This is a genomic window from Paracoccus sp. (in: a-proteobacteria) (genome assembly GCF_030536915.1).
GTDB lineage: Bacteria > Pseudomonadota > Alphaproteobacteria > Rhodobacterales > Rhodobacteraceae > Paracoccus.
The window spans coordinates 1-22,951 of the sequence record NZ_JAUNPC010000005.1; the positions used below are offsets into that span (position 1 = coordinate 1).

At 68.7% G+C, this 22,951-nt stretch carries 23 protein-coding genes, 3 tRNA genes, 2 pseudogenes and 1 riboswitch; of the genes and pseudogenes, 21 read left to right on the forward strand and 7 right to left on the reverse strand.

What is annotated here, in order from left to right:
• The 14 genes from Q4F04_RS01780 to Q4F04_RS01845 form a co-directional block, all read left to right on the forward strand.
• Window positions 1–806: molybdopterin cofactor-binding domain-containing protein (locus tag Q4F04_RS01780; protein WP_303368124.1), on the forward strand; the 806-nt coding region annotated here is incomplete at its 5' end.
• Window positions 803–1,528, forward strand: a complete 726-nt coding sequence (xdhC, locus tag Q4F04_RS01785) for a xanthine dehydrogenase accessory protein XdhC (protein WP_303368125.1) — start codon at window positions 803–805, stop codon at window positions 1,526–1,528. The genes Q4F04_RS01780 and xdhC, both read left to right, overlap by 4 nt.
• Before the next feature lie 14 nt (window positions 1,529–1,542).
• On the forward strand, window positions 1,543–2,901 hold the full coding sequence (gene guaD / locus Q4F04_RS01790) for a guanine deaminase (protein WP_303368126.1): 1,359 nt from the start codon (window positions 1,543–1,545) through the stop codon (window positions 2,899–2,901).
• A 55-nt stretch (window positions 2,902–2,956) separates the two neighbouring features.
• The gene (locus Q4F04_RS01795; RefSeq protein ID WP_303368127.1) at window positions 2,957–4,390 is read left to right on the forward strand and encodes a Glu/Leu/Phe/Val dehydrogenase; all 1,434 of its coding nucleotides are present in this window, start codon (window positions 2,957–2,959) and stop codon (window positions 4,388–4,390) included.
• A gap of 273 nt (window positions 4,391–4,663) precedes the next feature.
• A riboswitch (TPP riboswitch) is annotated at window positions 4,664–4,768 on the forward strand.
• A 47-nt stretch (window positions 4,769–4,815) separates the two neighbouring features.
• Window positions 4,816–5,610 carry a bifunctional hydroxymethylpyrimidine kinase/phosphomethylpyrimidine kinase gene (gene thiD / locus Q4F04_RS01800; protein WP_303368128.1) on the forward strand — a complete coding sequence of 265 codons (795 nt, stop codon included), beginning with the start codon at window positions 4,816–4,818 and terminating at the stop codon, window positions 5,608–5,610.
• Window positions 5,607–6,596, forward strand: a complete 990-nt coding sequence (thiO, locus tag Q4F04_RS01805) for a glycine oxidase ThiO (protein ID WP_303368129.1) — start codon at window positions 5,607–5,609, stop codon at window positions 6,594–6,596. The genes thiD and thiO overlap by 4 nt, the downstream gene beginning before the upstream one ends.
• A complete protein-coding gene (thiS, locus tag Q4F04_RS01810) occupies window positions 6,574–6,771 on the forward strand; it encodes a sulfur carrier protein ThiS (protein ID WP_303368130.1) in 198 nt (65 codons plus the stop codon). Before thiO ends, thiS begins: the two co-directional genes overlap by 23 nt.
• A gap of 1 nt (window position 6,772) precedes the next feature.
• Window positions 6,773–7,537, forward strand: coding sequence for a thiazole synthase (locus tag Q4F04_RS01815; RefSeq protein WP_303368131.1), 765 nt, complete (start codon window positions 6,773–6,775; stop codon window positions 7,535–7,537).
• A complete protein-coding gene (locus Q4F04_RS01820; RefSeq protein WP_303368132.1) occupies window positions 7,534–8,136 on the forward strand; it encodes a thiamine phosphate synthase in 603 nt (200 codons plus the stop codon). Before Q4F04_RS01815 ends, Q4F04_RS01820 begins: the two co-directional genes overlap by 4 nt.
• A gap of 191 nt (window positions 8,137–8,327) precedes the next feature.
• Complete coding sequence (locus Q4F04_RS01825) at window positions 8,328–9,257, forward strand: HesA/MoeB/ThiF family protein (RefSeq protein ID WP_303368133.1); 930 nt, start codon at window positions 8,328–8,330, stop codon at window positions 9,255–9,257.
• Entirely contained in the window at window positions 9,257–10,195 is a 939-nt protein-coding gene (locus Q4F04_RS01830; RefSeq protein WP_303368134.1) for an ABC transporter substrate-binding protein, read from the forward strand. Before Q4F04_RS01825 ends, Q4F04_RS01830 begins: the two co-directional genes overlap by 1 nt.
• Window positions 10,192–10,863 carry a thiaminase II gene (gene tenA, locus Q4F04_RS01835; RefSeq protein WP_303368135.1) on the forward strand — a complete coding sequence of 224 codons (672 nt, stop codon included), beginning with the start codon at window positions 10,192–10,194 and terminating at the stop codon, window positions 10,861–10,863. Before Q4F04_RS01830 ends, tenA begins: the two co-directional genes overlap by 4 nt.
• Window positions 10,860–11,543 carry an ABC transporter ATP-binding protein gene (locus Q4F04_RS01840; RefSeq protein ID WP_303368136.1) on the forward strand — a complete coding sequence of 228 codons (684 nt, stop codon included), beginning with the start codon at window positions 10,860–10,862 and terminating at the stop codon, window positions 11,541–11,543. Before tenA ends, Q4F04_RS01840 begins: the two co-directional genes overlap by 4 nt.
• A complete protein-coding gene (locus tag Q4F04_RS01845; protein WP_303368137.1) occupies window positions 11,540–12,268 on the forward strand; it encodes an ABC transporter permease in 729 nt (242 codons plus the stop codon). Before Q4F04_RS01840 ends, Q4F04_RS01845 begins: the two co-directional genes overlap by 4 nt.
• Window positions 12,269–12,461: 193 nt before the next feature.
• Here Q4F04_RS01845 and Q4F04_RS01850 read toward each other — a convergent pair whose 3' ends face one another.
• Window positions 12,462–13,229 carry a cobalamin biosynthesis protein CbiX gene (locus tag Q4F04_RS01850; RefSeq protein ID WP_303368138.1) on the reverse strand — a complete coding sequence of 256 codons (768 nt, stop codon included), beginning with the start codon at window positions 13,227–13,229 and terminating at the stop codon, window positions 12,462–12,464.
• Window positions 13,226–13,798: a DUF4202 domain-containing protein gene (locus Q4F04_RS01855; protein WP_303368139.1), complete on the reverse strand. Its 573-nt coding sequence runs from the start codon at window positions 13,796–13,798 to the stop codon at window positions 13,226–13,228. Before Q4F04_RS01855 ends, Q4F04_RS01850 begins: the two co-directional genes overlap by 4 nt.
• 100 nt (window positions 13,799–13,898) lie before the next feature.
• On the opposite strand from Q4F04_RS01855, the gene Q4F04_RS01860 reads away from it, so the two are divergent.
• Window positions 13,899–14,504, forward strand: coding sequence for a gamma-glutamyl kinase (locus tag Q4F04_RS01860; RefSeq protein WP_303368140.1), 606 nt, complete (start codon window positions 13,899–13,901; stop codon window positions 14,502–14,504).
• On the opposite strand, the gene Q4F04_RS01865 is transcribed toward Q4F04_RS01860, so the two are convergent.
• The gene (locus tag Q4F04_RS01865; protein ID WP_303368141.1) at window positions 14,465–14,944 is read right to left on the reverse strand and encodes a type II toxin-antitoxin system RatA family toxin; all 480 of its coding nucleotides are present in this window, start codon (window positions 14,942–14,944) and stop codon (window positions 14,465–14,467) included. The genes Q4F04_RS01860 and Q4F04_RS01865 overlap by 40 nt on opposite strands.
• Before the next feature lie 50 nt (window positions 14,945–14,994).
• Here Q4F04_RS01865 and Q4F04_RS01870 point away from each other — a divergent pair, with 50 nt between their 5' ends.
• Entirely contained in the window at window positions 14,995–15,189 is a 195-nt protein-coding gene (locus tag Q4F04_RS01870) for a hypothetical protein (protein ID WP_303368142.1), read from the forward strand.
• A gap of 347 nt (window positions 15,190–15,536) precedes the next feature.
• Here Q4F04_RS01870 and Q4F04_RS01875 read toward each other — a convergent pair whose 3' ends face one another.
• From Q4F04_RS01875 to Q4F04_RS01885, 3 genes are all read right to left on the reverse strand, one after another.
• Window positions 15,537–15,956 (reverse strand): hypothetical protein, encoded by a 420-nt coding sequence (locus tag Q4F04_RS01875; protein WP_303368143.1) that lies wholly within the window; start codon window positions 15,954–15,956, stop codon window positions 15,537–15,539.
• An 88-nt stretch (window positions 15,957–16,044) separates the two neighbouring features.
• Window positions 16,045–16,119, reverse strand: a tRNA-Asn gene (locus Q4F04_RS01880).
• A 72-nt stretch (window positions 16,120–16,191) separates the two neighbouring features.
• Complete coding sequence (locus tag Q4F04_RS01885) at window positions 16,192–17,052, reverse strand: MBL fold metallo-hydrolase (RefSeq protein ID WP_303368144.1); 861 nt, start codon at window positions 17,050–17,052, stop codon at window positions 16,192–16,194.
• A 46-nt stretch (window positions 17,053–17,098) separates the two neighbouring features.
• On the opposite strand from Q4F04_RS01885, the gene Q4F04_RS01890 reads away from it, so the two are divergent.
• The 4 genes from Q4F04_RS01890 to Q4F04_RS01905 all read left to right on the forward strand — a co-directional run bounded on the left by Q4F04_RS01890 (window position 17,099) and on the right by Q4F04_RS01905 (window position 21,964).
• A complete protein-coding gene (locus tag Q4F04_RS01890; protein ID WP_303368189.1) occupies window positions 17,099–18,436 on the forward strand; it encodes an ATP-binding protein in 1,338 nt (445 codons plus the stop codon).
• Between the two features lie 171 nt (window positions 18,437–18,607).
• Window positions 18,608–21,025 carry an endopeptidase La gene (lon, locus tag Q4F04_RS01895; protein ID WP_303368145.1) on the forward strand — a complete coding sequence of 806 codons (2,418 nt, stop codon included), beginning with the start codon at window positions 18,608–18,610 and terminating at the stop codon, window positions 21,023–21,025.
• A gap of 577 nt (window positions 21,026–21,602) precedes the next feature.
• Window positions 21,603–21,677: transfer RNA gene (locus Q4F04_RS01900), tRNA-Val, on the forward strand.
• Window positions 21,678–21,889: 212 nt separating this feature from the next.
• A tRNA-Val gene (locus Q4F04_RS01905) sits at window positions 21,890–21,964 on the forward strand.
• A 57-nt stretch (window positions 21,965–22,021) separates the two neighbouring features.
• On the opposite strand, the pseudogene Q4F04_RS15985 reads toward Q4F04_RS01905, so the two are convergent.
• A pseudogene (locus Q4F04_RS15985) lies at window positions 22,022–22,630 on the reverse strand (benzoate/H(+) symporter BenE family transporter); the annotation flags it as partial.
• Between Q4F04_RS15985 and Q4F04_RS01910 the strand changes: the two are divergent.
• Window positions 22,614–22,765, forward strand: a pseudogene (locus Q4F04_RS01910) (IS481 family transposase); the annotation flags it as partial. The pseudogenes Q4F04_RS15985 and Q4F04_RS01910 sit on opposite strands and share 17 nt — an antisense overlap.
• Window positions 22,766–22,951 lie beyond the last annotated feature (186 nt).

Below are 22,951 nucleotides of genomic sequence, written 5' to 3' on the forward strand. Positions count from 1 at the left end.
AGAAGGTGCCGAACACCTCGGCCACCGCGGCCTCCTCGGGCACCGACCTCAACGGCATGGCCGCGCTCGACGCCTGCAACCAGATCAAGGCGCGGCTCATCGCCTTCCTCTGCACGGCGAGGGACGCCACGCCGGAGGAGATCGCCTTCATCCCCGATCATGTCGTGGTGCGCGGCGAGGCCATCCCGTTCTCGAAGGTGGTCGAGATGGCCTATCTCTCGCGCGTCCAGCTCTGGGCCGCGGGCTTCTACGCCACGCCCAAGATCCACTGGAACCGGGCCGAAGGGCGCGGGCGGCCCTTCTATTACTACGCCTATGGCGCGGCCTGTTCCGAGGTCTCGGTGGACACGCTGACAGGGGAATACGTGATCGAGCGGACGGACGTGCTGCATGACGTGGGCAGGTCCATCAACCCGGCGCTGGACAAGGGCCAGGTGGAAGGCGCCTTCGTGCAGGGCACCGGCTGGCTGACCAGCGAGGAACTGTGGTGGGACAAGGAGGGGCGGCTGCGGACCCACGCGCCCTCGACCTACAAGATCCCGCTGGCGTCCGACCGGCCCAAGATCTTCAACGTGAAGCTGGCCGAGTGGTCGGAAAACAAGGAGCGCACGATCAAGCGGTCCAAGGCCGTGGGCGAGCCGCCCTTCATGCTGGGCATCTCGGTCTTCGAGGCGATCGGCCATGCGGTCGCCTCGGTCGCGGATTATCGCGAATGCCCGAGGCTCGACGCCCCCGCCACGCCGGAACGGGTGCTGATGGCCGTCGAACGGCTGCGGGGCGGGCCGCTGGCCCTGACCGGCGGATGATCCGCGTCCGCATCACCCGCGCCCGAGGCTCCACCCCCCGCGAGGAAGGGGCCGAGATGATGGTGGGCGCCGACGCCGTCACCGGCACCATCGGCGGCGGGCAACTGGAATACCTTGCCATCGACCGGGCGCGGCAGATGCTGGCGCGGGGCGAGTTGCGTGCGGTCATGGACGTGCCCCTCGGCCCCGAGATCGGCCAGTGCTGCGGCGGGCGGGTGGAACTGACGCTGGACCGTGAGCCCGCCAGCCCAGCGCCACTCAAGCCCTCGGTGCTGATCTTCGGCGCAGGCCATGTCGGGCGCGCGCTCGCCCGCGCAATGCTGCCGCTGCCGGTAAAGCTGCGCTTGATCGACCAGCGCCCGGCCGAATTGGCGCTGGCGGATGTGCCGGGCGAACTCACCCCCCTGCCCGAGGCCGAGGTGCGCCGTGCGCCTTCCGGTTCAGCCTATGTGATCCTGACCCACGACCATGCGCTGGATTTCCTGATCGCCGCCGAGGCGCTGGCGCGGGGCGACGCCGCTTATGTCGGCATGATCGGCAGCGCCACCAAGCGGGCGACTTTCGCCCGCTTCGCCCGTCAGCGGGGCATCGACCCCGCGCCGCTGACCTGCCCCATCGGCGGCACCGTCCGCGACAAGCGCCCCGAGGTCATCGCGGCCTTCACGGCGACCGAGATCATGGCTACCCTGCTGGCCCGCCACCCGGCCCACGCAACCGCCTGAAACGAAAGCCTCCCATGACCAAGACCCTCCTGCGCGGCCGCGTGCTGAGCTTCCATGCCGACCCCGCCGAGACCGACGACAGCCATCGCTTCTGGGAAAACGGCGCGATCCTGGTCGAAGACGGCCGCATCCTCGCCGTGGGCGATTACGCCGACACCAAGAATCCCGGGGCGCAGGAAATAGACCACCGCCCCCACATCATCACCGCGGGCTTCGTCGATCCGCATATCCATTTCCCTCAGGTGCAGGTCGTGGCCGCCTGGGCCGCGCAACTGCTCGACTGGCTGAACGACCACACCTTCCCCATCGAGGCGCAATACCGCGACCCCGCCCATGCCGCCCGCATGGCCGAGGCTTTCCTAGACCAGCTGATCCTGAACGGCACCACCACCGCCAGCGCCTTCTGTTCCGTCCACCGCGAGAGCGCCGAGGCGCTGTTCGCGGCGGCCGAGACGCGGGGCATGGCGATGCTGGCGGGCAAGGTCATGATGGACCGCAACGCGCCCGAGGCGGTGCTGGACACGGCGCAGGCCTCTTATGACGACAGCCGCGCGCTGATCGAGAAATGGCACGGACGTGGGCGGCTGGAATATATCATCACGCCCCGCTTCGCGATCACCTCGACGCCCGAACAGCTGCGGGCAGCCGGGACGCTGGCCGCCGAGAACCCCGGCCTCGCGATCCAGACGCACCTCAACGAGAACCGCGCCGAGATCGAGCTGACCATGCAGCTTTATCCCGAGGCGAAGGATTACCTCGACATCTACGACCGCTTCGGCCTGCTGGGGCCGCGCAGCCTGATGGGCCATGCGATCCATATGTCCGACCGCGAAATCGCGCAGATGGCCGAGACGGGGACGCGGGCGGTCCACTGCCCGACCTCGAACCTGTTTCTCGGCTCGGGGCTGTTCGACGACCGGGGGATGCGGGACGCAGGGATCGTCACCGGGGTCGCCACCGACATCGGCGGCGGCACCAGCTGGTCGATGCTCGCGACGCTGTCCGAGGCCTACAAGATCGCCCAGATGCGCGGCCAGCGGATGCACCCTTTCGCGGCCTTCCACTGGGCCACGCGTGGAAATGCCATCGCCTTGGGGATGGAGGACCGGGTCGGCAGCGTCCAGCCGGGCCGATATGCCGACCTGGTGGTGCTGGACCCCCGCGCCACGGAAGCCATGCGGCTGCGGCACGACAAGGTGGATTCGCTGATGCAGGAACTGTTCATCCTTCAGGTCATGGGCGACGACCGCGCGGTGGTGGAAACCTATGTCGCCGGCCGCCCGTTGAAGGGTGCGTTTGCGCCACCGGCGAACTGTCCAGCCGCACCGGCGGAACGTCATTGTTCGTGGACGGACGGCGCTTCGGCTGCCTAAGCTTCGGGCAGCCCAGACCCGGCGCCCGCAGGCGCCCCCAAGAAGGACGCCCGCCATGAATGCTCCCTTCACGCAGCCATCGTTCCGCGACTCGGTCGACCGGATGTTCACCCAGGCTGCGAGCCTCATGGACCTCGCGCCGGGGCTGGAGGAGAAGATCCGCGTCTGCAATTCCACCTACGTCGTCCGCTTCGGCGTCCGGCTGCGGGGGCAGATCCATACCTTCACCGGCTACCGTTCGGTTCATTCCGAACACCACGAGCCGGTCAAGGGCGGCATCCGCTATGCGCTGGGCGTCAACCAGGACGAGGTCGAGGCGCTGGCCGCGCTGATGACCTACAAATGCTCGCTGGTGGAACTGCCCTTCGGCGGGTCCAAGGGCGGGCTGACGCTGGACCCCCGCGCCTGGGAGGAGGACGAGCTTGAGAAGATCACCCGCCGCTTCACCTACGAGCTGTCGCGGCGCAGCCTGATCTCGCCCAGCCAGAACGTGCCGGCGCCCGACATGGGCACGGGCGAGCGCGAGATGGCCTGGATGGCCGATGCCTACAAGCGCCTGCACCCCGAGGACATCAACGCCCGCGCCTGCGTCACCGGCAAGCCGCTGCGGCTGGGCGGCATCGCGGGCCGGGTCGAGGCCACGGGCCGCGGCGTGCAATACGCCCTGCGCGAGGTCTTCCGCACGCCCGAGGTGCTGGCCCGCGCGGGCCTGACCGGCTCGCTGGAAGGCCAGCGTGTCGTCGTGCAGGGCCTGGGCAACGTGGGCTTCCACGCGGCGCAGTTCCTGTCCACCGAGGACGGCGCGAAGATCATCGCCGTGGCCGAACGCGACGGGGCGGTGATGAACCCGGACGGTTTGAACATCGCCGACCTGCAGTCGCACCTGCACGCGACCGGCGGGGTCAGGGGCTTCCCCGGCGCGAGCTTCGAGGCGGACTCGGCGGGTGCGCTGGAACTCGACTGCGACATCCTGATCCCGGCCGCGATGGAGGGCGTGATTCACGCGGGCAATGCCGGTCGCATCCATGCGCGGCTGGTGGTCGAGGCGGCGAACGGTCCCATCACCGCCGAGGGCGACGAGATCCTGCGCCGGCGCGGCACCGTCATCCTGCCCGACCTTTACGCCAACGCGGGCGGCGTCACGGTCAGCTATTTCGAATGGGTCAAGAACCTGCAGCAGATCAGCTTCGGCCGGCTGGAGCGGCGGCAGGAGGAAGCCCGCCACGCCCTGCTGGTCGATGAACTGGAACGCCTGTCAGCCGACACCGGGTCGGGCTGGACACTGTCCGAGGGCTTCAAGCAGAAATACCTGCGCGGCGCGGATGAACTGGAACTGGTGCGCTCGGGACTGGACGACACCATGCGCAGCGCCTTCCAGCAGATGGCGACGGTGCAGGCCGAGGACGGCCGCGTGCCCGACCTGCGGACCGCCGCCTATATCGTCGCGATCCGCCGCATCGCCACCAGCTATGGCGCCTTGGGGCTGTAGGTCGCGCCGGATCGCCACCGCAGCAGGGGGGCCGCCTACCCCCCGTCACCGTTTCGGCGATTCCCCCCCGAGGATATTTGGAACCCTCCGAAGCCCCGATCTTTCGGCGCCCCGCGAAGGGTCCGCGCGGTCGTGAACATCCTCTGGGAGTGAAGAGGGGGCGGGGGTCCATCCCGGGGGTGAAAACCGCCGCTTGCTGCAGTCCCGCCAGAACCCCGGCGCAAGTTGCGCGTGACCCGCTTGCCCCCTGCGATGGGGCTGCTATGATTGATCCAACGCTCGTTGGGGCGCCCCGCGCGGGGCTGAGATGTGCAAGGCACAGCACCCATCGAACCTGATCCGGGTCATGCCGGCGAAGGGAACGGGCCATGCCGTGCAACTGCGGCTGCCATGTCCCCCTTTGCCGGCCATCGTTGGGGGAAGACATGGCGATCGCGCTGACCATCGCGGGGTCCGACAGCGGCGGCGGGGCCGGCATCCAGGCCGATCTCAAGACATTCTCGGCGCTGGGCGTCTATGGCGCCAGCGTCCTGACCGCGATCACCGCGCAGAACACCCACGCCGTGACCCGCGTGGAAAGCGTCTCTCCGCAGATGATCCGCGCCCAGATCGAGGCGGTCTTCGACGACCTGAACGTCAGCGCGGTGAAGATCGGGATGCTGGGGACCGCCGCCGCCACAAGGGCCGTGGCCGAGGCGCTGGAAGGGCACAGGGTGCCGCTGGTCCTTGACCCGGTGATGATCGCCAAGTCGGGCGACCGGCTGATCGAGGATGACGCCATCGCCGCCCTGCGCGATCTGCTGATGCCGCGCGCCACGGTCCTGACCCCCAACCTGCCGGAAGCCGCGCGGCTGCTGGGCCGCACCGTGGCCGGGGACATGACCGAGGCCGAGGCACAGGGCCGGGCGCTGGCCGCGCTGGGCAGCCAATGGGTGCTGATGAAGGGAGGTCATGCCGAGGGCGAGACCTGCACCGACCTGCTTGTCGGTCCCGAGACCCGCAGCTTTTCCGCGCCGCGCATCCGCACGAAGAACAGCCACGGCACCGGCTGCTCGCTGTCCTCGGCCATCGCGGCGGGGCTGGCGCTGGGCCGGCCGGTGCCCGAGGCCGTGGAACGCGCCCATCGCTGGCTGCAGGGGGCAATCGCCGCCGCGGACAGCCTGCGGGTGGGCAGCGGTCACGGCCCGGTGCATCACTTCCATGAATGGTGGACGGCGTGAGCGGGCGCTTCACCATCCTCGGCGCGGGGGTCATGGGGCTGGCAGTGGCCACGGAACTTGCCGCTCGCGGCCACGAAGTCGCGCTGGTGGACCCCGGGGCTGGCCCGGGCGGGCACGGCTGTTCCTGGTGGGCGGGGGGCATGCTCGCGCCCTTCTGCGAGTTCGAGAGCGCCGAGGAACCCGTACTGCGCCACGGCCAGACCGCCATCGACTGGTGGGAAAGCCATGCCGGTGGCGTCACCCGCAACGGCACGCTGGTCGTGGCGCTGGGACGCGACCGGGCGGAACTCGACCGCTTTGCCCGCCGGACCGAGGGCCATGAGATTATCGCCGGCAACCGTATAGGCGAACTGGAACCGGACCTGAGCGACCGCTTCGACCGCGCCCTGTTCTTCGCGGCCGAGGCGCATCTGGACCCCCGCGCCGCGATGGCCGCGCTGCAATCGGGGCTGGCGGCGCGGGGGATCGACGTCCTGGCCGAGCCGCCCGGGGATGCGGGCGAGGTCATCGACTGCCGCGGCCTTGCCGCCCGCGACATCCTGCCCGACCTGCGCGGGGTCCGGGGCGAGATGCTGGTGCTGCGCTGCCCCGAGGTGAAACTGTCGCGGCCCGTCCGGCTTTTGCATCCCCGCGTTCCCATCTATCTTGTTCCCCGCGGCGACGGAGTCTTCATGCTGGGGGCGACGATGATCGAAAGCGACCGGCGGGGCGTCGTGACCGCGCGCTCGGTGCTGGAACTGCTCAGCGCGGCCTATGCGCTGAACCCGGCCTTCGGCGAGGCCGAGATCCTCGAACTGGGCGCGGATGCGCGCCCGGCCTTCCCCGACAACCTTCCGCGGATCGGCCGCGTGGATGGCCGGCTTTGCGCCAACGGCCTTTACCGCCACGGCTATCTGCTGGCGCCCGCCGTCGCCCGGCAGCTTGCCGACCATATCGACACGGATGCGAAACCGGAGTTCTGGCATGAAACTGACGATCAACGGTGAGATGAAAGAGATCAAGGCGGCCACCGTGGCGGATGCGCTGGCGGCACTCGACCTTGGCCATGCGCGGGTCGCGACGGCGCTGAACGGGCAGTTCGTCCCGCAGGAGGCGCGGCCGGACACGGAACTCTCGCCGGGCGACACGCTTGAAATCCTGTCCCCCATGCAGGGAGGCTGAAATGCCGGTTTTCTACGGCAAGTCCATATCCTCGCCGATGATGCTGGGGACTGCGCAATATCCCAGCCCGGCGATCCTTGCCGCGGCCTTCAGCGCCTCGGGCGCGGGCGTCGCCACCGTCTCGCTGCGGCGGGAATCGGGCGGCGGGCAGGCTTTCCTGCGGCTGATCGAGGAACTGGGCGTGGCGCTTCTGCCCAACACGGCCGGCTGCCACACGGTCAAGGAAGCCGTGACCACCGCCCAGATGGCGCGCGAGCTGCTGCGGACCAACTGGATCAAGCTGGAGGTCATCGGCCATGACGACCTGCTGGCCCCCGATGTCTTTGCGCTGGTCGAGGCGGCGCGGGAACTGTCGCGGCAGGGCTTCAAGGTCTTTCCCTACTGCACCGAGGACCTGTCGGTCTGCGACCAGTTGCTGCGGGCCGGGTGCGAGGTGCTGATGCCTTGGGGCGCGCCCATCGGTTCGGGGCTGGGGCTGAACAACCCGCTGGGGCTTCGGGCCTTGCGGGCGGCCTTCCCGGATGTGCCGCTGGTGATCGACGCGGGCATCGGGCGGCCCAGCCACGCCGCGGCGGCGATGGAACTGGGCTTTGACGCAGTTCTGCTGAACACCGCCGTCGCCAAGGCGGGCGATCCGGTGACGATGGCCCGCGCGATGGCGCAGGCGCTGGATGCGGGACGCGCGGCCTTCCTTGCCGACCCGATCGACGAACGCGAGATGGCGACGCCATCGACGCCCCTGATCGGCAAGGCCTTCCTGCAATGACGCAAAGGCTGCCGCGCTTTTATCCGATCTTCGATTCCGCCGACTGGGTGGCGCGGGCGCTGGCGGTGGGCACCCGCATGGTCCAGCTTCGCGTCAAGGATGCCCCCGAGGACGCGCTGCGGACCGAGATCGCGGCGGCGCGCGGCCATGCCCGCGCGGCGGGTGCGATCCTTGTCGTCAACGACCACTGGCGGCTTGCGATCGAGCTTGGCTGCGACTGGCTGCATCTGGGACAGGAGGATCTGGACGGCGCGGACATCCCGGCCATCCGAGCCGCCGGGCTGCGGTTGGGGATTTCGACCCATGACGATGCCGAGCTTGATCGCGCCCTGTCGCTGCGGCCCGATTATGTCGCGCTCGGTCCCGTCTGGCCGACAATCCTGAAGAAGATGCCCTGGGCGCCGCAGGGACTGGACCGCGTGGCGGAATGGAAGCGGAGGGTCGGCGAGGTGCCGCTGGTCGCCATCGGCGGGCTGACGCCCGAGCGGGGCCGCGCGGCGCTGAAGGCCGGGGCAGATGTCGCGTCGGCGGTGACGGACATCACGCGGAACCCCGACCCCGACGCGAGGATGCGCGAATGGCTGAGGGCGGTGGGATGAGCAAGGACGCCCCCCAAGGCGGGGGTTACACACACCCCCTCGGGCCTGCCGGCCCGTTTGCCGCCGAGAACAATCCACCGGACTCAACCGGCGGGGAAACAGCTTCGGAGGCTGTTTCCCTTTCCGCTTCCTGTCCGAGCCTCCAAAATCCCCGTGGGGCATTTCTCAAGGAAGAACGGCATCTGCGCCAGATGATCCTGCCCGAAGTCGGCGAAAGGGGACAGGCGCAGCTGCGAGGCGCGCGGCTGCTGGTGGTCGGTGCGGGCGGGCTGGGCTCGCCCGCGATCATGTATCTGGCGGGCGCAGGGGTGGGGACGCTGACCATCGTCGATCCCGACGTGGTGGAAACCACCAACCTGCACCGCCAGCCGATCCACGCGGGGCGCGTCGGGTGGAACAAGGCGGACTCGGCGCGGGCCTTTGTCGCGGCGCTCGATCCCGGCATTTCCGTCGTCCCCGTCCACCATCCCCTGACACCCGCGAATGCGGCGGAACTGGTCGAGGGGATGGATGTCGTGCTGGACTGCGGCGACAGCTTCGCGATGAGCTACATCCTGTCGGATGCCTGCCTGGCGGCGGGGGTGCCGCTGATCTCGGCCTCGGCGCTGGGGCTGACGGGCTATTGCGGGGGCTTCTGCGGCGGGGCGCCGGGCCTGCGGGCGGTGTTCCCCGACCTGCCCGAACGCGCCGCGACCTGCGCGACCGCGGGCGTCCTTGGCCCTGTTGTCGGGATGCTCGGCACCATGCAGGCGCAGATGGCGCTGGCGGTGCTGCTGGGGCTGAAGCCATCGCCCCTGGGCCAACTGGTCACGCTGGGGACTGGCCTGCGCTGGGGCGGCTTCCGCTTCGACAACGCGGCGGAACCCGAGGGCGGCTTCCGCTTCATCGACGCGGGCGACATCCGCGAGGGCGACTTCGTGCTGGAACTGCGCCCCGAGGACGAGGCCCCGACCCCCGTCCACCCCGCCGCCCTGCGCGCCGATCCCGCGGTCCCGCCGCAGCCGCCACGGGGCGCCCGCGCGGTCATCGCCTGCCGGTCCGGCCTGCGGGCATGGCGCGCGGCGCGCATCCTTGCGCCCACCCATGCCGACATTGTCCTGATCGCCACCGGAGACCGCTGATGAAGCACCTGCTGACCGCCGCGCTGATGGCGCTGGCTTCCCCTGCGCTGGCGCAGGACAGGCTGACGCTGATACTCGACTGGTTCGTGAACCCCGGCCATGCCCCCATCGTGATCGCCGAGGAACGGGGCTTCTTCACCGATGCCGGCCTGGAGGTCGAGATCGTGTCCCCCGCCGACCCCGCCGACCCGCCCAAGCTGGTGGCAGCGGGCCGCGCCGACCTGGGGATCAGCTACCAGCCGCAACTGCACCTGCAGGTGCATGAGGGGCTGCCCCTGCGCCGCGTGGGCACCCTGGTCGCGATGCCGCTGAACTGCCTGATGGTGCGGGCGGACGGGCCGGTGCAGGAGGTGGCCGACCTGAAAGGCCGCAGGATCGGCTATTCGGTCGCGGGGGTGGAACAGGCGCTGGTCTCGGCCCTGCTGGCGACCGCGGACATGACGCTGGACGATGTCGAGATGGTCAACGTCAACTGGGCGCTGACCTCGGCGCTTCTGTCGGGGCAGGTGGACGCCACCATCGGCGGTTTCCGCAATTTCGAGGTCACGCAGATGCGGCTGGCTGGCGGCGAGGGCCGCTGCCTGTTCCTCGAGGAAGAGGGCCTGCCCGCCTATGACGAGCTGATCTTCGTCGCCAACCCCGAACGGATGGACCGCGACCGGGTGAACCGCTTTCTTTCGGCGGTCGAACGCGGCACCCAGTTCATGCTGAACCATCCCGAGGAGGCGCGCGGGATCTTCGCCGCCCACGCCCCCGACCTGTCGGATGCCCTGAACACGCAGGCGTGGGAAGACACCTTCGGCCGCTTCGCCCTGTCCCCCGCCGCGCTGGACCACGGACGCTATCGGCGGTTCGAGCAGTTCCTGCTGGACGCCGGGCTGATCGACGAGGCCTGGCCGGTGGCCCGCTTCGCGCTTGATCCGGGGGCGGCGGAATGACGGACTACGGCCGCAGCTTCGCCGCATGGCGCGACACCGCCGAAGGCTGGGACGCCTATGTGCGCCATTCCTTCGTGCAGGGCCTGGGCGACGGCAGCCTGCCGCGCGGGGCGTTCCTGAACTATCTGGCGCAGGACTACCGCTTCCTGATCCATTTCAGCCGGGCTTGGGCCTTGGGCGCGGTCAAGGCGGGTACGACGGCCGAGATGCGGGCCTGCATCGCCACCGTGGATGCGCTTGTGAACCACGAGATGCCGCTGCACATCCGCCTCTGCGCCGGGGCGGGGATTTCGGCCGAGGAGCTTGAGCGCACCCCCGAGGCGCCCGAGAACCTCGCCTATACGCGCTATGTGCTGGAAGCGGGCTACTCGGGCGATTTCCTCGATCTGCTGGCGGCTCTGGCCCCTTGCGTGCTGGGCTATGGCGAGATCGGCCTGCGGCTTGCCCGCGAAGGGGCAGCGGATACCCCCTACCGCGACTGGATCGGAACCTATGCGGGCGAGGATTACCAGCGGGCCTGCCGCGAGGTCGGCGCGCTGATCGACGGCGCCGTCTCCGCGCGTCTGGGCGGGGCGCCGGAAACCCTGCCGCGCTGGCGCGAACTGGCGGACCGCTTCGCCACGGCGACGCGGCTCGAAGCCGCATTCTGGGGCCTGGGGCGGACATGACCCCCGCCGCCCCGCGCGTCTCGGGCGAGGTGCCGGGTCTGTTCGGGCCGCTGGCGTTGGCGCTGGAACCGGGGCGGCTGACCTGCCTGCTGGGGGCCTCGGGCGTCGGCAAATCGACGCTGCTGCGGCTGCTGGCCGGGCTGCCGACGGGGGTCGAGTTCCGGGGCGAGGTCTCGACCCTGCCCTGCGCGCTGATGGGGCAGGACGCGGGGCTGTTTTCCTGGCTGACCGTCGCGCAGAACATCGGCCTCGGGGCGCGGCTGCGGCACGAGCGTGCCGACCCCGCCCGTATCGCGGCGCTGATCGATGCGGTGGGGCTGGAGGGGCTGGAGGACCGCCTGCCCGCACAGCTTTCGGGCGGGCAGCGGCAGCGGGTGGCGCTGGCCCGCACACTGGCCGAGGACCGGCCGCTGGTGCTGCTGGACGAGCCCTTCTCGGCGCTGGATGCGCGCCTGCGGCTTGAAACCGGCGACATGGCGGCGGCGCTGCTGCGGGACAGGACCGTGCTGATGGTCACGCATGACCCGGCCGAGGCCGCGCGCCTCGGCGACCGCATCGTGGTGATGACGCCCGGGGGGCTGCACGACCATCCCGCCCCGCCCGGACCCGCCCCGCGCCGCCACGACGCGTCCGAGGTGCTGGCCGCGCAGGCCGCCCTGACGGACAGGCTGCTCGCATGAGGGCGCTGCTGGCCATCGCGGCGGCCCTGCTGCTGTGGGAAGGCTTCGTGCGGGTCACGGCCCTGCCCCCCTACCTGCTGCCCGGCCCGCTGTCGGTCGGAACCGCGCTGTGGCAATCCCGCGCCGAGCTTGCCCCCGCGGCCCTGCTGACGGCCTGGGAAACCGTGCTCGGCCTGTTCCTGGGCGCGACGCTGGGCATCGTCACCGCCGCCACGATGGCCGCCTTGCCGCGGATCGGCCGCGCGCTGTCCCCGGTGCTGGTGGTCAGCCAGACCATCCCGGTCTTCGCGCTCGCCCCGATCCTGACGCTGTGGCTGGGCTTCGGCATGGCGCCGAAGGTGGCGATGGTGGTGCTGATCGTCTTCGTGCCGGTGGCGCAGGCGCTTTACGACGGGCTGATGTCGCCGCCCGCGGCGCAGATGGACGTGGCGCGGACCATGGGCGCTGGGGCTTGGGCGGAACTGCGGCACCTGCGCTTTCCGGCGGCGCTGCCGAGGCTTGCCTCGGGGCTGCGGCTGGGGGCGATCTATGCGCCGGTGGGCGCGGTCATCGGCGAATGGGTCGGCGGCGCGCGGGGCCTCGGCGCCCTGATGATCCAGGCGAACGGGCGGATGAAGACCGACCTGATGTTCGCCGCGCTGATCGTCGTGGTGGCGCTGTCGCTGACGATCTACACCGCCGTGGACCGGATGCTCGCCAGAATGCTGGCAAGACGCGGCTTCTGATGATCCGGCCACCTGAAGGCCTTGCCCCGGCACCCCGGCCCTGCCCGACAGAAACTTTCCGCCGGGCACCCCGAAGCCCCGCCGCCATTCGCCCCCTGACAATGCTTCGGACAGTTTCGCATATCCTCGGGTGAAGAGGCCGAAGGCCTCTCGGGGGCAGGCAGCCCCCGAGAGGCAGCGGCAAAAGAGAACGTCAGCCGCCCGCAACCTCGGCTGTGGCGGCGGCCTTCTGCAGGGCGGCGGCGATCAGGCGGGGGATGTCGCCGGTCGTGCCGATGGGCGGCGCGATGGGGCCATGGCCGTGCCAGCCTTGGGGGATGTCCTCGATCGTATGGCCGCCGTTGGTGGCGAAGAAGGGCAGGCAGACGGCGGGGCCTTGGGGCACGACATCGGAGAGGAAGGGCGCTTCCTCGATGAAGGCGGTGGTGACATGGGCAAAGCCCGCCCCGTCCGGCAGAGCCTCGGCAAAGGCGCGGGTGCTGTTGGCGGATGCACGCGACCCCTTCGAGCCGTGGCCCACGACCACCAGCGTCGCCCGCGCCGGGTCGATCCCGGCCGCTTGCGCCGCATCCCGCGCGACACGCGCGCCGATGGCAGGCATCTCGGGATCAAGCCCGAGGGGCGCGACCATCCGCGCGCCCTCGACCCCCGCCTCGGCCAGCCGGCGCGGCGTCTCGCTGCGGACGAACCAGCCGTCGGCCATGAACTGGGGATAGATCAGTTGCACGCCCGCCAGCGCCGACAGGCTGCGGCGGCAGGCGAGCGTCGCCCCCCGCACGTTCCAGCCCGGCATCAGCGCCTGCACCGCGGCGGCCAGCGCCTCAAGCTCGGGCTGCAGGGCGCCGGGATCGCCGGGCTGGCCATGGGCGACAACCGCGGCGAAAGGCGGGCGGGCAGGCTCGACCGGACCCGCGCCGATCGCGCAGCGGCAGCCTTCGCAGGGGGGCGCAAGGTCGATCATCTTGCGTCCTCAAGCTCGAAGGCGGCGGCAAAGGCAGCAGGCATCGGGAACTCGGCCAGCGCGCGGCTGCGGGCCTCGGGTGACATCTTGCGGGCGGTCTTCTGGACGATCACCAGCAGCGCATCGGGTTCCTGCGTGGTCGCGAAATCGCCAAGGTAGTGGCGGATGAAGGTGAAGCAGGCGACGTCCTCCAGCGCCTGCACGGCGGGGTCGCGCTTGATGCCTTCCTTCCGCAGCATCCGGCCCGCGTGGTCCACCTGATCCTCGGGGTAGCCCGCGTCGCGCATCAGGCCCATGACGCGCTCGGCATGGCGGCGGCCCTGTTCGCGCCGCCAGGTCAGGTAGCCCTCGCGCCCTTCGGGGAAGTCCTGGCGCGGCAGAAGCCAGCGCTCGATATGCTGGCCGCGGCAGGCGATCGCCAGCGTGTCCGGGGCGTCGGAATACAGCCGTTCCTGTTCGGCGGTCATGCGCTGGCCGTAGAGCAGTTCGACCGGCTGGCCATCCTCCAGCCTCGGGTCGGCGGCGTTGGCGGCGTCGATGGCGGCGAAGACCTGCTGGCGTGGCGTCATGCTGCGTTCCCTCAATCTGTGGGCAAGACCTGCCACGGCCGGACGCACTTGCCAAGCGGCCCGGCCGCAAGGATACCGCGGGCAACAGGAAAGGTCCGCCATGCTGGGTTTCGTCGCCCCCCGCCTCGTGCTGCTGTCGATCCCGAAGACCGGGACCACCGCGCTGGAAGCCGCGCTGGCGCCGAAGGCAGAAATCGTCCTGCGATCCCGCCCCGAGATCAAGCACCTGACCATGAGCCAGTACAACCTGCGGATCGAGCCGCTGCTGCGCAACATTCCCGGCGAGCGGTTCAGGGTCGCCGCCATCCTGCGCGAGCCGACCGACTGGTTGGGCAGCTGGTATCGCTATCGCCAGCGGCCGCAGGTGGTGGGGCAGCCCAACAGCACCTTCGGCATCAGCTTCGAAGGCTTCGTGCAGGACTACCTGTCGGACGACCGTCCCCCCTATGCGGCGCTTGGGCGGCAGTCGGGATTCCTGTCGCCCGCGCCCGGCAAGCGCGGCCCCGACCTGCTGTTCCAGTACGAGCAGATGGACGCGGTGCTGCGATTCTTCGAGGAGGCGCTGCAGACCACGCTGAAGCTGAACCGCGTCAACGTCTCGCCCCCCGCCGACATGGCGCTGAGCGAGGAGACCGCCGCCCGGCTGCGCGCGGCGCTGGCCGAGGATTACGCCCTGTGGGAATCCGCCGCCCGACCCGCGCCGTAGAGCTTCTTCGCCCGTTCCTCGAAGGCGCGGACGATGCGGTGCATGGCCTCGCCGAAGACGACGCCGATCACCTTTCCCAGAAGCGCGTTGCGGAACTCGAAATCCACGAAGAACTTGACCTCGCAGCCGCCCTGGGGACGGTCGGCGAAGTCCCATTCGCTGTGCAGGTGGGTGAAGGGGCCGTCGAGATAGCGGGTGTCGATGCGCTTTTCGTCGGGAAACAGCGTGACCCGGCTGCCGAAGCGTTCGCGGAAGACCTTGAAGCTGATGACCAGGTCGGCCTCGATCACCTCGGACCCGTCGGGCTGCTGCTGGCGCGAGCGGATGCGGGCCGCGGTGTTCCACGGCAGGAAGTTCGGATAGCTTTCAACATCCGCGACGAGGTCATACATCTGCTGCGCGGTATAGGGCAGCACTTTCGTTTCGGCGTGGCGGGGCACAAGCGGTCCTTCGGCGTCAGGCGGGGCTTGTCTAACAGAGGTCGAGCAGGATGAACAACATGATCTGGCTGATGCGGGCGGCGCGGTGGGTCCGCAACCCGCCTTCGGCGCGTCAGGCGGCCATGGTCGCGGCGATCGTGGCGGCCGTGATGGCGATCGGGATGATCGAGTGGATGGGCTGGGTGCCCGAATGGGCGCAGATGGACCGCCCCGGCCACGGCGGCCCGCGCGTGCCGATGCCCTGAGGCGCCCCTTTCAGCCTTCGTGGGACCGAAGGCAAGTGGCCGGACATCGGAGATGGCATGGGCGGGGGCCGAAGTTTCCAGAACTGCGAAGACCCATGCCGCAATTGCAGGTGCCACCCAGTAAAGCCCGACCAGCGGGCACCGCGTTATCGAGTGAAAGGCCGCTGTCCTGGCGTTCCTCAAGACGCGGCTATGATCGGATAGGGTGGCGCGCCTTGGGAAACAGACCCGACGCGCCGGACATGACGGTTAGTGCCCTGTAACACCGTCAGGATGCGGCCTGCCTTCGTCATGGCGGCAAGCGCGGCGTTCAGGATTCGGGGACAATGGCGCTGCCCTTGGTTTTGCTATTGATACGCCATCGCGACGCGCCAAGCGAACACTAAGGCGGCACCTAACACCAATAAGAAAGTCTGGACGCCGGACCACCAATCCAGCCTGCGCTGCCTCGGGACAAACTCTGTGCTGCCGATGAAATCTTTGAGGTCCGGGTGCAATTCGGGTGGCACCTGTTCCCCCATATCGACGAAGTTGTAATTTGTCTGGATAATCCCTTCCAATGCTTTGAGCGCCCTGTGACCTGTCAGAAACGAGCCACCCCATGAGATCAGGGCCATGAGGATCAAGATGTGCGGGAAGCGCAACGGTATGGCGTCGGTGAGGGACATTGCATACGCGATGCAGGCGCCCGAGGCACCAAGCTTGAAGTAGATGAGCTTTTCAACGTGCGTGCGAACCGCGCTGGCAAGCTCATTCTTGACCGTCATCCGTTACCCCGAGGATTACCCAAGCGCAAAATCGAGAAGGGCGACCTTAGGCCGCCCGCTTCGACACAGGTGATATCATTGGATTTTTTGGCTCCGGCGGTAGGGATCGAACCTACGACCAATTGATTAACAGTCAACTGCTCTACCGCTGAGCTACGCCGGAACACGGGAGGGCATCTAGCACTCGGCTACCGGGGCGTCCAGAGGCTTCTGGAAGAATTTTGTCCGTTGGTCATCAGGCGATGCACCAGACCGCACCGGCGGCGGGCGGGCCTTCGCAGAGGACCGCGCCCAGATCCCACAAGGCCAGCAGATGGGCCAGCACGTTGCGCTCGGCGGCGGGCATCAGGGCGGGCGGAATGTCGTAGATGCGGGCGGCAAGGTCGTGCGCGGTGCGGGGGGCGGGACCCAGCGCGGCCATGATCTGGGCGCTGCGGGCGCGGCGGTGGGCGGCAAGCTCGGCAAGCCGGGCCAAAGGCTCGGTGATCGGGTCGCCATGGGCGGGATAAAGGATGCGGGGGGCAAGCCGCCCCAGCAGGTCCAGCGAGCGCAGGAAATCCACCAGATCCCCGTCGGGGGGAGAGATCAGCGTCGTGCTCCATCCCATCACCAGATCGCCGCAGAAGATGGCGTCGCCAAGGCGGAAGCTCAGGTGGCTGCCGATGTGGCCGGGGGTGTGCAGGGCCTCGATGCGCCAGTCCGAGGATTGCAGGACCTCGCCATGGCGCAGGACGATGTCGGGCTGGAAGGCGGCGTCGATGCCCTCGCCGCCTGCGACCAGCCCGGACGCGGCCAGCCGCTCCATCGTGGGAGAGCGGCCGGCGTCAGCGGGACCGAAGGCGAAGACCGGGGCGCCCGTGGCCTGCGCCAGCCGCGCGACGCCGGCCGAGTGGTCCAGATGCGCGTGGGTCAGCAGGATGTGCGAGATCCGCCCCTCGGCGGTGTCGAGGATCGCCTGGATATGGCCGGGATCGTCCGGGCCGGGGTCGATCACCGCGACCTCGTCCTCGCCGATCAGGAAGCTGTTGGTCCCCGGCCCGGTCATGGCCGAGGGGTTCGGGGCGCACAGCACCCGCACTTTCGCTGTCTCGCTCATCCCCCTAGGCTGGACCGGCGCCGGGCCGGACGCAAGCGAGGTGAGCATGGTTTCCAGTTGGCTCAAGCATCTTCTGCCGCGCGGCCTTTACGGGCGGGCGGCGCTGATCCTGTTCCTGCCGGTGGTGGTGATCACGCTGGTCGTCACGGTCATGTTCCTGCAGCGGCATTTCGAGGATGTGACCCAGCAGATGGTGGAAACAGCCGCGGCCGAGGTCGCGCTGGTCACCGACCGCGTGCTGTCGGCTCCCGACGGCCCGCAGGCCCTGATCGCGGGACAGGAGATCGCGGTGCCGCTGGGCCTGACTCTGGAACTGCCTCCGTCCAGGACGGTCGAGGAGCGGCGCCGGTTCTACGATTTTTCGGGCCGGGTGGTCATCGCCGACATGCACCGGCGCCTGCCCGCGGTCGAGGCGGTGGACCTGTGGGACCTGCGGCGGGTCAGGGTGCTGGTGGGCGGCCCCCGCCCCTTCCTGCTGGAATTGCCGCGCCGGCGGCTGACGCCCTCGAACCCGCATCAGTTGCTGGTCCTGATGGTGGCGACGTCGCTGCTGATGACGGCCATCGCGTCGGTTTTCCTGCGCAACCAGTTGCGCCCGATCCGGCGGCTGGCCGATGCGGCGGACGCCTACGGCCGCGGGCAGGTCAAGCCCTATCGTCCCGCGGGGGCGTCCGAGGTCCGCAGCGCCGGCCGCGCCTTTGTCGAGATGCGGGCCCGGATCGAGCGGCAGAACGAACAGCGCAGGATGATGCTGTCGGGGATCAGCCATGACCTGCGGACGCCGCTGACGCGCCTGCGGCTGGGACTGTCCATGCTCGGCCCCGACCTGCCCCCCGAACGCGACGAGATCGCCGACATGGAACGCGACGTGGCCGAGATGGGGACGATGATCGACGCCTTCCTGGACCACGCACGGACCGAGGCGCAGGATGGCGGACCCGAGACGGTGGCCATGCGCGAGTTCATGGACGGGATCGTGGGCGACGCGCAGCGTGGCGGCCAGCCCGTCAGGCTGGCCCGCTTCCATTCGGACAGTCCTGACGCCACCGCCGTCATCCGCCCCCAAGCGCTGCGCCGCGCGATCGAGAACCTGGTCGGCAACGCCGTCCGCTACGGCTCGCGCGCCGAACTCGAGGCCGTCCTGACCTCGCGCAGCCTGCGCATCGCGGTCGAGGATGACGGCCCCGGCATCCCCCCCGGGCGGCGCGAGGAAGCGGTCCGGCCCTTCGTGCGGCTGGATGCGGCCCGCAACCAGGACCGAGGACAGGGGGCGGGCCTGGGGCTCGCCATCGCCGCCGACATCGCCCGCGCCCATGGGGGCGAATTGCGCCTCAGCGATGCCCGGCTGGGCGGCCTCAGGGCCGAGATCGTGATCCCCCGCTGAGCCATGTGCTCGGCACCATCCTCATCGATAAAATGCCCCGAAGGTCGGAACGCGGCGTCCCCGGATGGGCCATTGCAGCACAAGCCTGCGGTTCCTAGATATGTCCCAAGCAGGCCCGGCGCGCTGCCTGTTCTTTTGGGGGCCGCCGGTCCGGGCACGAAAGGATGTTTCATGAACGACACGACCCAGGCTACCTATCCGGTGCTTCCGCTGCGCGACATCGTGGTCTTCCCCCACATGATCGTGCCGCTGTTCGTGGGCCGCGAAAAGTCGGTCCGCGCGCTGGAGGCCGTGATGGAGGCCGATCGTCCCATCCTTCTGGCCGCCCAGAAGGATGCCTCGGTGGACGAGCCCGAGACGGACGGCATCTTCACCACCGGCGTGCTGGCCAATGTCCTGCAGTTGCTCAAGCTGCCCGATGGCACTGTGAAGGTGCTTGTCGAGGGGCAGAAGCGCGTGCGGATCACCGGCTTCACCGAAAACGAGGATTACTTCCAGGCCTCTGCGGAACCGCTGGCCGAGACCGAGGGTGACGCCGAAAGCGTCACCGCCCTGATCCGCACCGTTGCGGAAGAGTTCGAGCGCTACGTCAAGGTCCGCAAGAATATCCCCGAGGAAGCCGTGACCTCGGTCGCCGAGGCGCGCGACGCGCACCGGCTGGCCGACCTCGTGTCGGGGCACCTGGGGATCGACGTGGCCCGCAAGCAGGAACTGCTGGAAACGCTGAACGTCGCCGAGCGGCTTGAGAAGGTCTATGGCCTGATGCAGGGCGAGATGTCGGTCCTGCAGGTCGAGAAGAAGATCAAGTCCCGCGTCAAGACCCAGATGGAGAAGACGCAGCGCGAGTATTACCTCAACGAGCAGATGAAGGCGATCCAGCGCGAGCTGGGCGATGGCGATGAAGGCCAGAACGAACTCGCCGAGCTGGAAGAGAAGATCGAGAAGACCAAGTTCAGCAAAGAGGCGCGCGAAAAGGCGCAGGCCGAGCTGAAGAAGCTGAAGTCGATGTCGCCGATGTCGGCCGAGGCTACGGTCAGCCGCAACTATCTCGACTGGCTGCTGTCGCTGCCTTGGGGCGTGAAGTCGCGCACCAAGCGTGACCTTGCGGCCGCCGAACGGGTGCTGGACGCCGACCACTACGGCCTTGAAAAGGTCAAGGAACGGATCGTCGAGTATCTTGCCGTGCAGAACCGCTCGGACAAGCTGAAAGGCCCGATCCTCTGCCTCGTCGGCCCGCCCGGCGTCGGCAAGACCTCGCTCGGCCGTTCGGTGGCGAAAGCCACGGGGCGCGAGTTCATCCGCATCTCGCTTGGCGGCGTGCGTGACGAATCCGAGATCCGCGGTCACCGCCGGACCTATATCGGCTCGATGCCCGGCAAGATCATCCAGGCGCTGAAGAAGGCCAAGACCACGAATCCGCTCATCCTGCTGGATGAGATCGACAAGATGGGTCAGGACTTCCGTGGCGATCCGGCGTCGGCGATGCTCGAGGTACTGGACCCGGAACAGAACGCGACCTTCGTGGACCACTATCTTGAGGTGGAATACGACCTGTCGAACGTGATGTTCATCACCACGGCCAACAGCTACAACATGCCAGGGCCACTGCTGGACCGGATGGAGATCATCCCGCTGGCCGGCTACACCGAGGACGAGAAGCGCGAGATCGCGCGCCAGCACCTGCTGCCCAAGCAGATCAAGGCGAACGGTCTGAGGAAGGGCGAGTTCTCGGTTTCGGACGAGGCGCTGACCCATGTCATCCGCTACTACACGCGGGAGGCCGGGGTTCGGAGCCTTGAGCGCGAGATCGCCAAGCTGGCCCGTAAGGCCGTGACCGAGATCCTCAAGGGCAAGGTCACGTCGGTCGAGGTCACGCCCGAGAAGGCCGAGGAATATCTCGGCGTCCGCCGCTTCCGCTATGGCTTGGCCGAGAAAGAGGATCAGGTCGGCGTGGTGACGGGCCTTGCCTATACCCAGGCGGGCGGCGACCTGCTGCAGATCGAGGCGCTGAAGCTGCCCGGCAAGGGCGTCATGAAGACGACCGGGAAACTGGGCGACGTGATGAAGGAATCGATCGATGCGGCGGCAAGCTTCGTCCGCTCGGTTGCGCCCGAACTGGGCATCAGCCCGCCCGAGTTCTCCAAGCGCGACATCCACGTCCACGTGCCCGAGGGGGCGACCCCGAAGGACGGCCCCTCGGCGGGTCTGGCGATGGTGACGTCGGTCGTGTCGGTGATGACCGGCATCCCGGTCCGCAAGGACATCGCCATGACCGGCGAGGTCACGCTGCGCGGCAACGCGCTGGCCATCGGCGGGCTGAAGGAAAAGCTTCTCGCGGCGCTTCGGGGCGGCATCAAGACGGTGCTGATCCCCGAGGAGAATGAGAAGGACTTGGCCGACATCCCGGCGAACGTAAAGGAGGGGCTGACCATCATCCCCGTCTCGAACGTCCGCGAGGTGCTGCGCCACGCGCTGGTGCGGATGCCCGAGCCGGTGGAATGGGACGAGGCTGCCTACGAGGCCGCCGAGGTCAAGCGCCTTGCCGCCCTGCGCGCCGATCTTCCTCTGAGCGGCCCGACCGCCCACTGACTCGCTGGGAAAGCGGTGACGAAAATGCAGACACGCGCCCCCAATGGGGCGCGTGTTTCCGTTTGCACGCAGCGGGCGAAAGCCTGTTCCATGCGGCGCGGCTGCTGCCAACGCTTAGTGAAACCCGGATCGGAAAACGATCTGTTCCGATCCGTGATGGTTTGCCGCCTTGCCATGGGTTCCAAGGCTGCCCTCTTTGGAGAATGATGGAAGGACAGCTTCTGTCGTGGTCGCCGCGAGGTGTCTTGCGATAAAGTTCTAGTCCATATCCCGCGCCGCATGATCTTGCTGTCCAAGCCAAGGTCCTGCACAAGCGCAGCGGCCTCGCCCATGTGGCGGTCCGGGAGGACCGCCTCTCGCGCACGGATCTGCGATGTCCATCAAGATGCGACCGAACCATGCGCGATGCACAGTCATGAAAGGCAAGCCACTGGACCGCCCTCTTTCCACCAAGCGCGGTCGAGTTGCGGGAAAACGGCAGGCTTATCGGGGGTCCAGATCTGCGCCCCGCACAGGTCGTGACTCTCGCAGAAAGGGCTTGCCGTTGGTATTCGAGGGCGCTATCTAGCGCGGCACCGGGCGATTAGCTCAGCGGTAGAGCGCTTCGTTCACATCGAAGATGTCAGCGGTTCAAATCCGTTATCGCCCACCATCATTCAGGACCGTCCGCACCAGCGCAGGCGGTCCTTTTCTTTTACCTGCCTGACTTGGCCCTGCCCCTGCCATCCGAGCCGGGGAAGAACGGTCAGGACATGCGGTTCGGATGGGGCAGAAATTCCGCAGGTCCGCCTTGGCGTTCCCCCTGCGTTCATCAGGCGCAGGCCCTTTACACCATCATGCCGACGGTCCATTGAACCGGGCAGCGGGGCGGTAGCTCAGCGGTAGAGCGACGGCTTTACACGCCGTTGGCCGGGGGTTCGATCCCCTCCCGCCCCACCAACTTTTCCCTCTGCTGAACACGGCCAAGGGCCAGCCCATGGCCCACAAGCCGCAGCCAGACAGGACGTCCGCGATCATGCCGATGGCGACTGGCTTCGGGATCGCCGCCACGATCCGGCCGAACAGTCCCGTGACCCCCAAGGTCAGGATGACCAGCGCCGCCACGACATTGGCGCCGACGACGTCCGAGAAGGGCATCCCCGACCCGGTCGAGATCAGCAGCACCGTCCCCGGTGCGGACCAGGCCGTGACGATGGGCGCGCGGGTCAGCAGGCCCAACGCGATGCCGGTGACGCCCGCCGGGACAGAGATGGCCATCACCCAAGGCGAGAATGCCGCATCGTCAAACCCCATCGCTCGCGCCGCCTGCAGATGGATCAGCAGAGCGCCGGCACAGGATACCAGCACCGGCAGAAATCCTGCCGTCACTGTCGAGGACGTCATGCCCGCGGCGGGGTGCCGACAGCCGGCGGCGTCGAGCCTGTCGGCACCGGCTACCCCCGCAGCCGAGGGGCCGGCCATGAACCGGGCATGCGCGTCCGGCCCCCTGGCCTGCAGCGACGGTCCATGCGCCATCCATTCTCGCCCTCCCCTTCCCCGTTCCGGCTTCCGCAGGGATCGGCGCCTGCGGCCGGGGCCGGGGCCGGCGCACCTCGCCGACTTCATGGCCGACTGCAACTTTGCGCGTCGGCTCAAGACGCTGAACTCCTTATGCCCTGCGAATACATCTGCAAGGTCTGGACCTCAGAGCCGGAGGGATTCATCCTCAACCCGGTTCACCAGATGCGGGGGCTGAACACCCGGTTTCTGTCGATAACGCCGCCGGTCTTGTCTGATAGCCTGAAAGGCATTGACCGCCGCCCCGGCGCGTGCCCTCCGCAGCCGGGCAGCCTCACTGGGAATGGTGACCGCCCGGGCCGGAACCGTTTGCCCAAGCGGAACCTCGGGTGGCCTGAGGCGGGGCTGCGCCCTTCAAGCGTCTTTCCT

What these genes read in the sequence shown, in the direction of transcription:
- Q4F04_RS01890 (WP_303368189.1), top strand. Translation starts at nt 17,099, where the DNA reads ATGGTTTCCAGTTGGCTCAAGCATCTTCTGCCGCGCGGCCTTTACGGG.
- Q4F04_RS01850 (WP_303368138.1), bottom strand. Translation starts at nt 13,229, where the DNA reads ATGATCGACCTTGCGCCCCCCTGCGAAGGCTGCCGCTGCGCGATCGGC.
- Q4F04_RS01875 (WP_303368143.1), bottom strand. Translation starts at nt 15,956, where the DNA reads ATGACGGTCAAGAATGAGCTTGCCAGCGCGGTTCGCACGCACGTTGAA.
- xdhC (WP_303368125.1), top strand. Translation starts at nt 803, where the DNA reads ATGATCCGCGTCCGCATCACCCGCGCCCGAGGCTCCACCCCCCGCGAG.
- tenA (WP_303368135.1), top strand. Translation starts at nt 10,192, where the DNA reads ATGACGGACTACGGCCGCAGCTTCGCCGCATGGCGCGACACCGCCGAA.
- thiS (WP_303368130.1), top strand. Translation starts at nt 6,574, where the DNA reads ATGAAACTGACGATCAACGGTGAGATGAAAGAGATCAAGGCGGCCACC.
- Q4F04_RS01845 (WP_303368137.1), top strand. Translation starts at nt 11,540, where the DNA reads ATGAGGGCGCTGCTGGCCATCGCGGCGGCCCTGCTGCTGTGGGAAGGC.
- Q4F04_RS01840 (WP_303368136.1), top strand. Translation starts at nt 10,860, where the DNA reads ATGACCCCCGCCGCCCCGCGCGTCTCGGGCGAGGTGCCGGGTCTGTTC.
- Q4F04_RS01855 (WP_303368139.1), bottom strand. Translation starts at nt 13,798, where the DNA reads ATGACGCCACGCCAGCAGGTCTTCGCCGCCATCGACGCCGCCAACGCC.
- Q4F04_RS01860 (WP_303368140.1), top strand. Translation starts at nt 13,899, where the DNA reads ATGCTGGGTTTCGTCGCCCCCCGCCTCGTGCTGCTGTCGATCCCGAAG.
- Q4F04_RS01820 (WP_303368132.1), top strand. Translation starts at nt 7,534, where the DNA reads ATGACGCAAAGGCTGCCGCGCTTTTATCCGATCTTCGATTCCGCCGAC.
- Q4F04_RS01830 (WP_303368134.1), top strand. Translation starts at nt 9,257, where the DNA reads ATGAAGCACCTGCTGACCGCCGCGCTGATGGCGCTGGCTTCCCCTGCG.
- Q4F04_RS01885 (WP_303368144.1), bottom strand. Translation starts at nt 17,052, where the DNA reads ATGAGCGAGACAGCGAAAGTGCGGGTGCTGTGCGCCCCGAACCCCTCG.
- lon (WP_303368145.1), top strand. Translation starts at nt 18,608, where the DNA reads ATGAACGACACGACCCAGGCTACCTATCCGGTGCTTCCGCTGCGCGAC.
- Q4F04_RS01825 (WP_303368133.1), top strand. Translation starts at nt 8,328, where the DNA reads ATGATCCTGCCCGAAGTCGGCGAAAGGGGACAGGCGCAGCTGCGAGGC.
- Q4F04_RS01815 (WP_303368131.1), top strand. Translation starts at nt 6,773, where the DNA reads ATGCCGGTTTTCTACGGCAAGTCCATATCCTCGCCGATGATGCTGGGG.
- Q4F04_RS01795 (WP_303368127.1), top strand. Translation starts at nt 2,957, where the DNA reads ATGAATGCTCCCTTCACGCAGCCATCGTTCCGCGACTCGGTCGACCGG.
- guaD (WP_303368126.1), top strand. Translation starts at nt 1,543, where the DNA reads ATGACCAAGACCCTCCTGCGCGGCCGCGTGCTGAGCTTCCATGCCGAC.
- thiD (WP_303368128.1), top strand. Translation starts at nt 4,816, where the DNA reads ATGGCGATCGCGCTGACCATCGCGGGGTCCGACAGCGGCGGCGGGGCC.
- Q4F04_RS01870 (WP_303368142.1), top strand. Translation starts at nt 14,995, where the DNA reads ATGAACAACATGATCTGGCTGATGCGGGCGGCGCGGTGGGTCCGCAAC.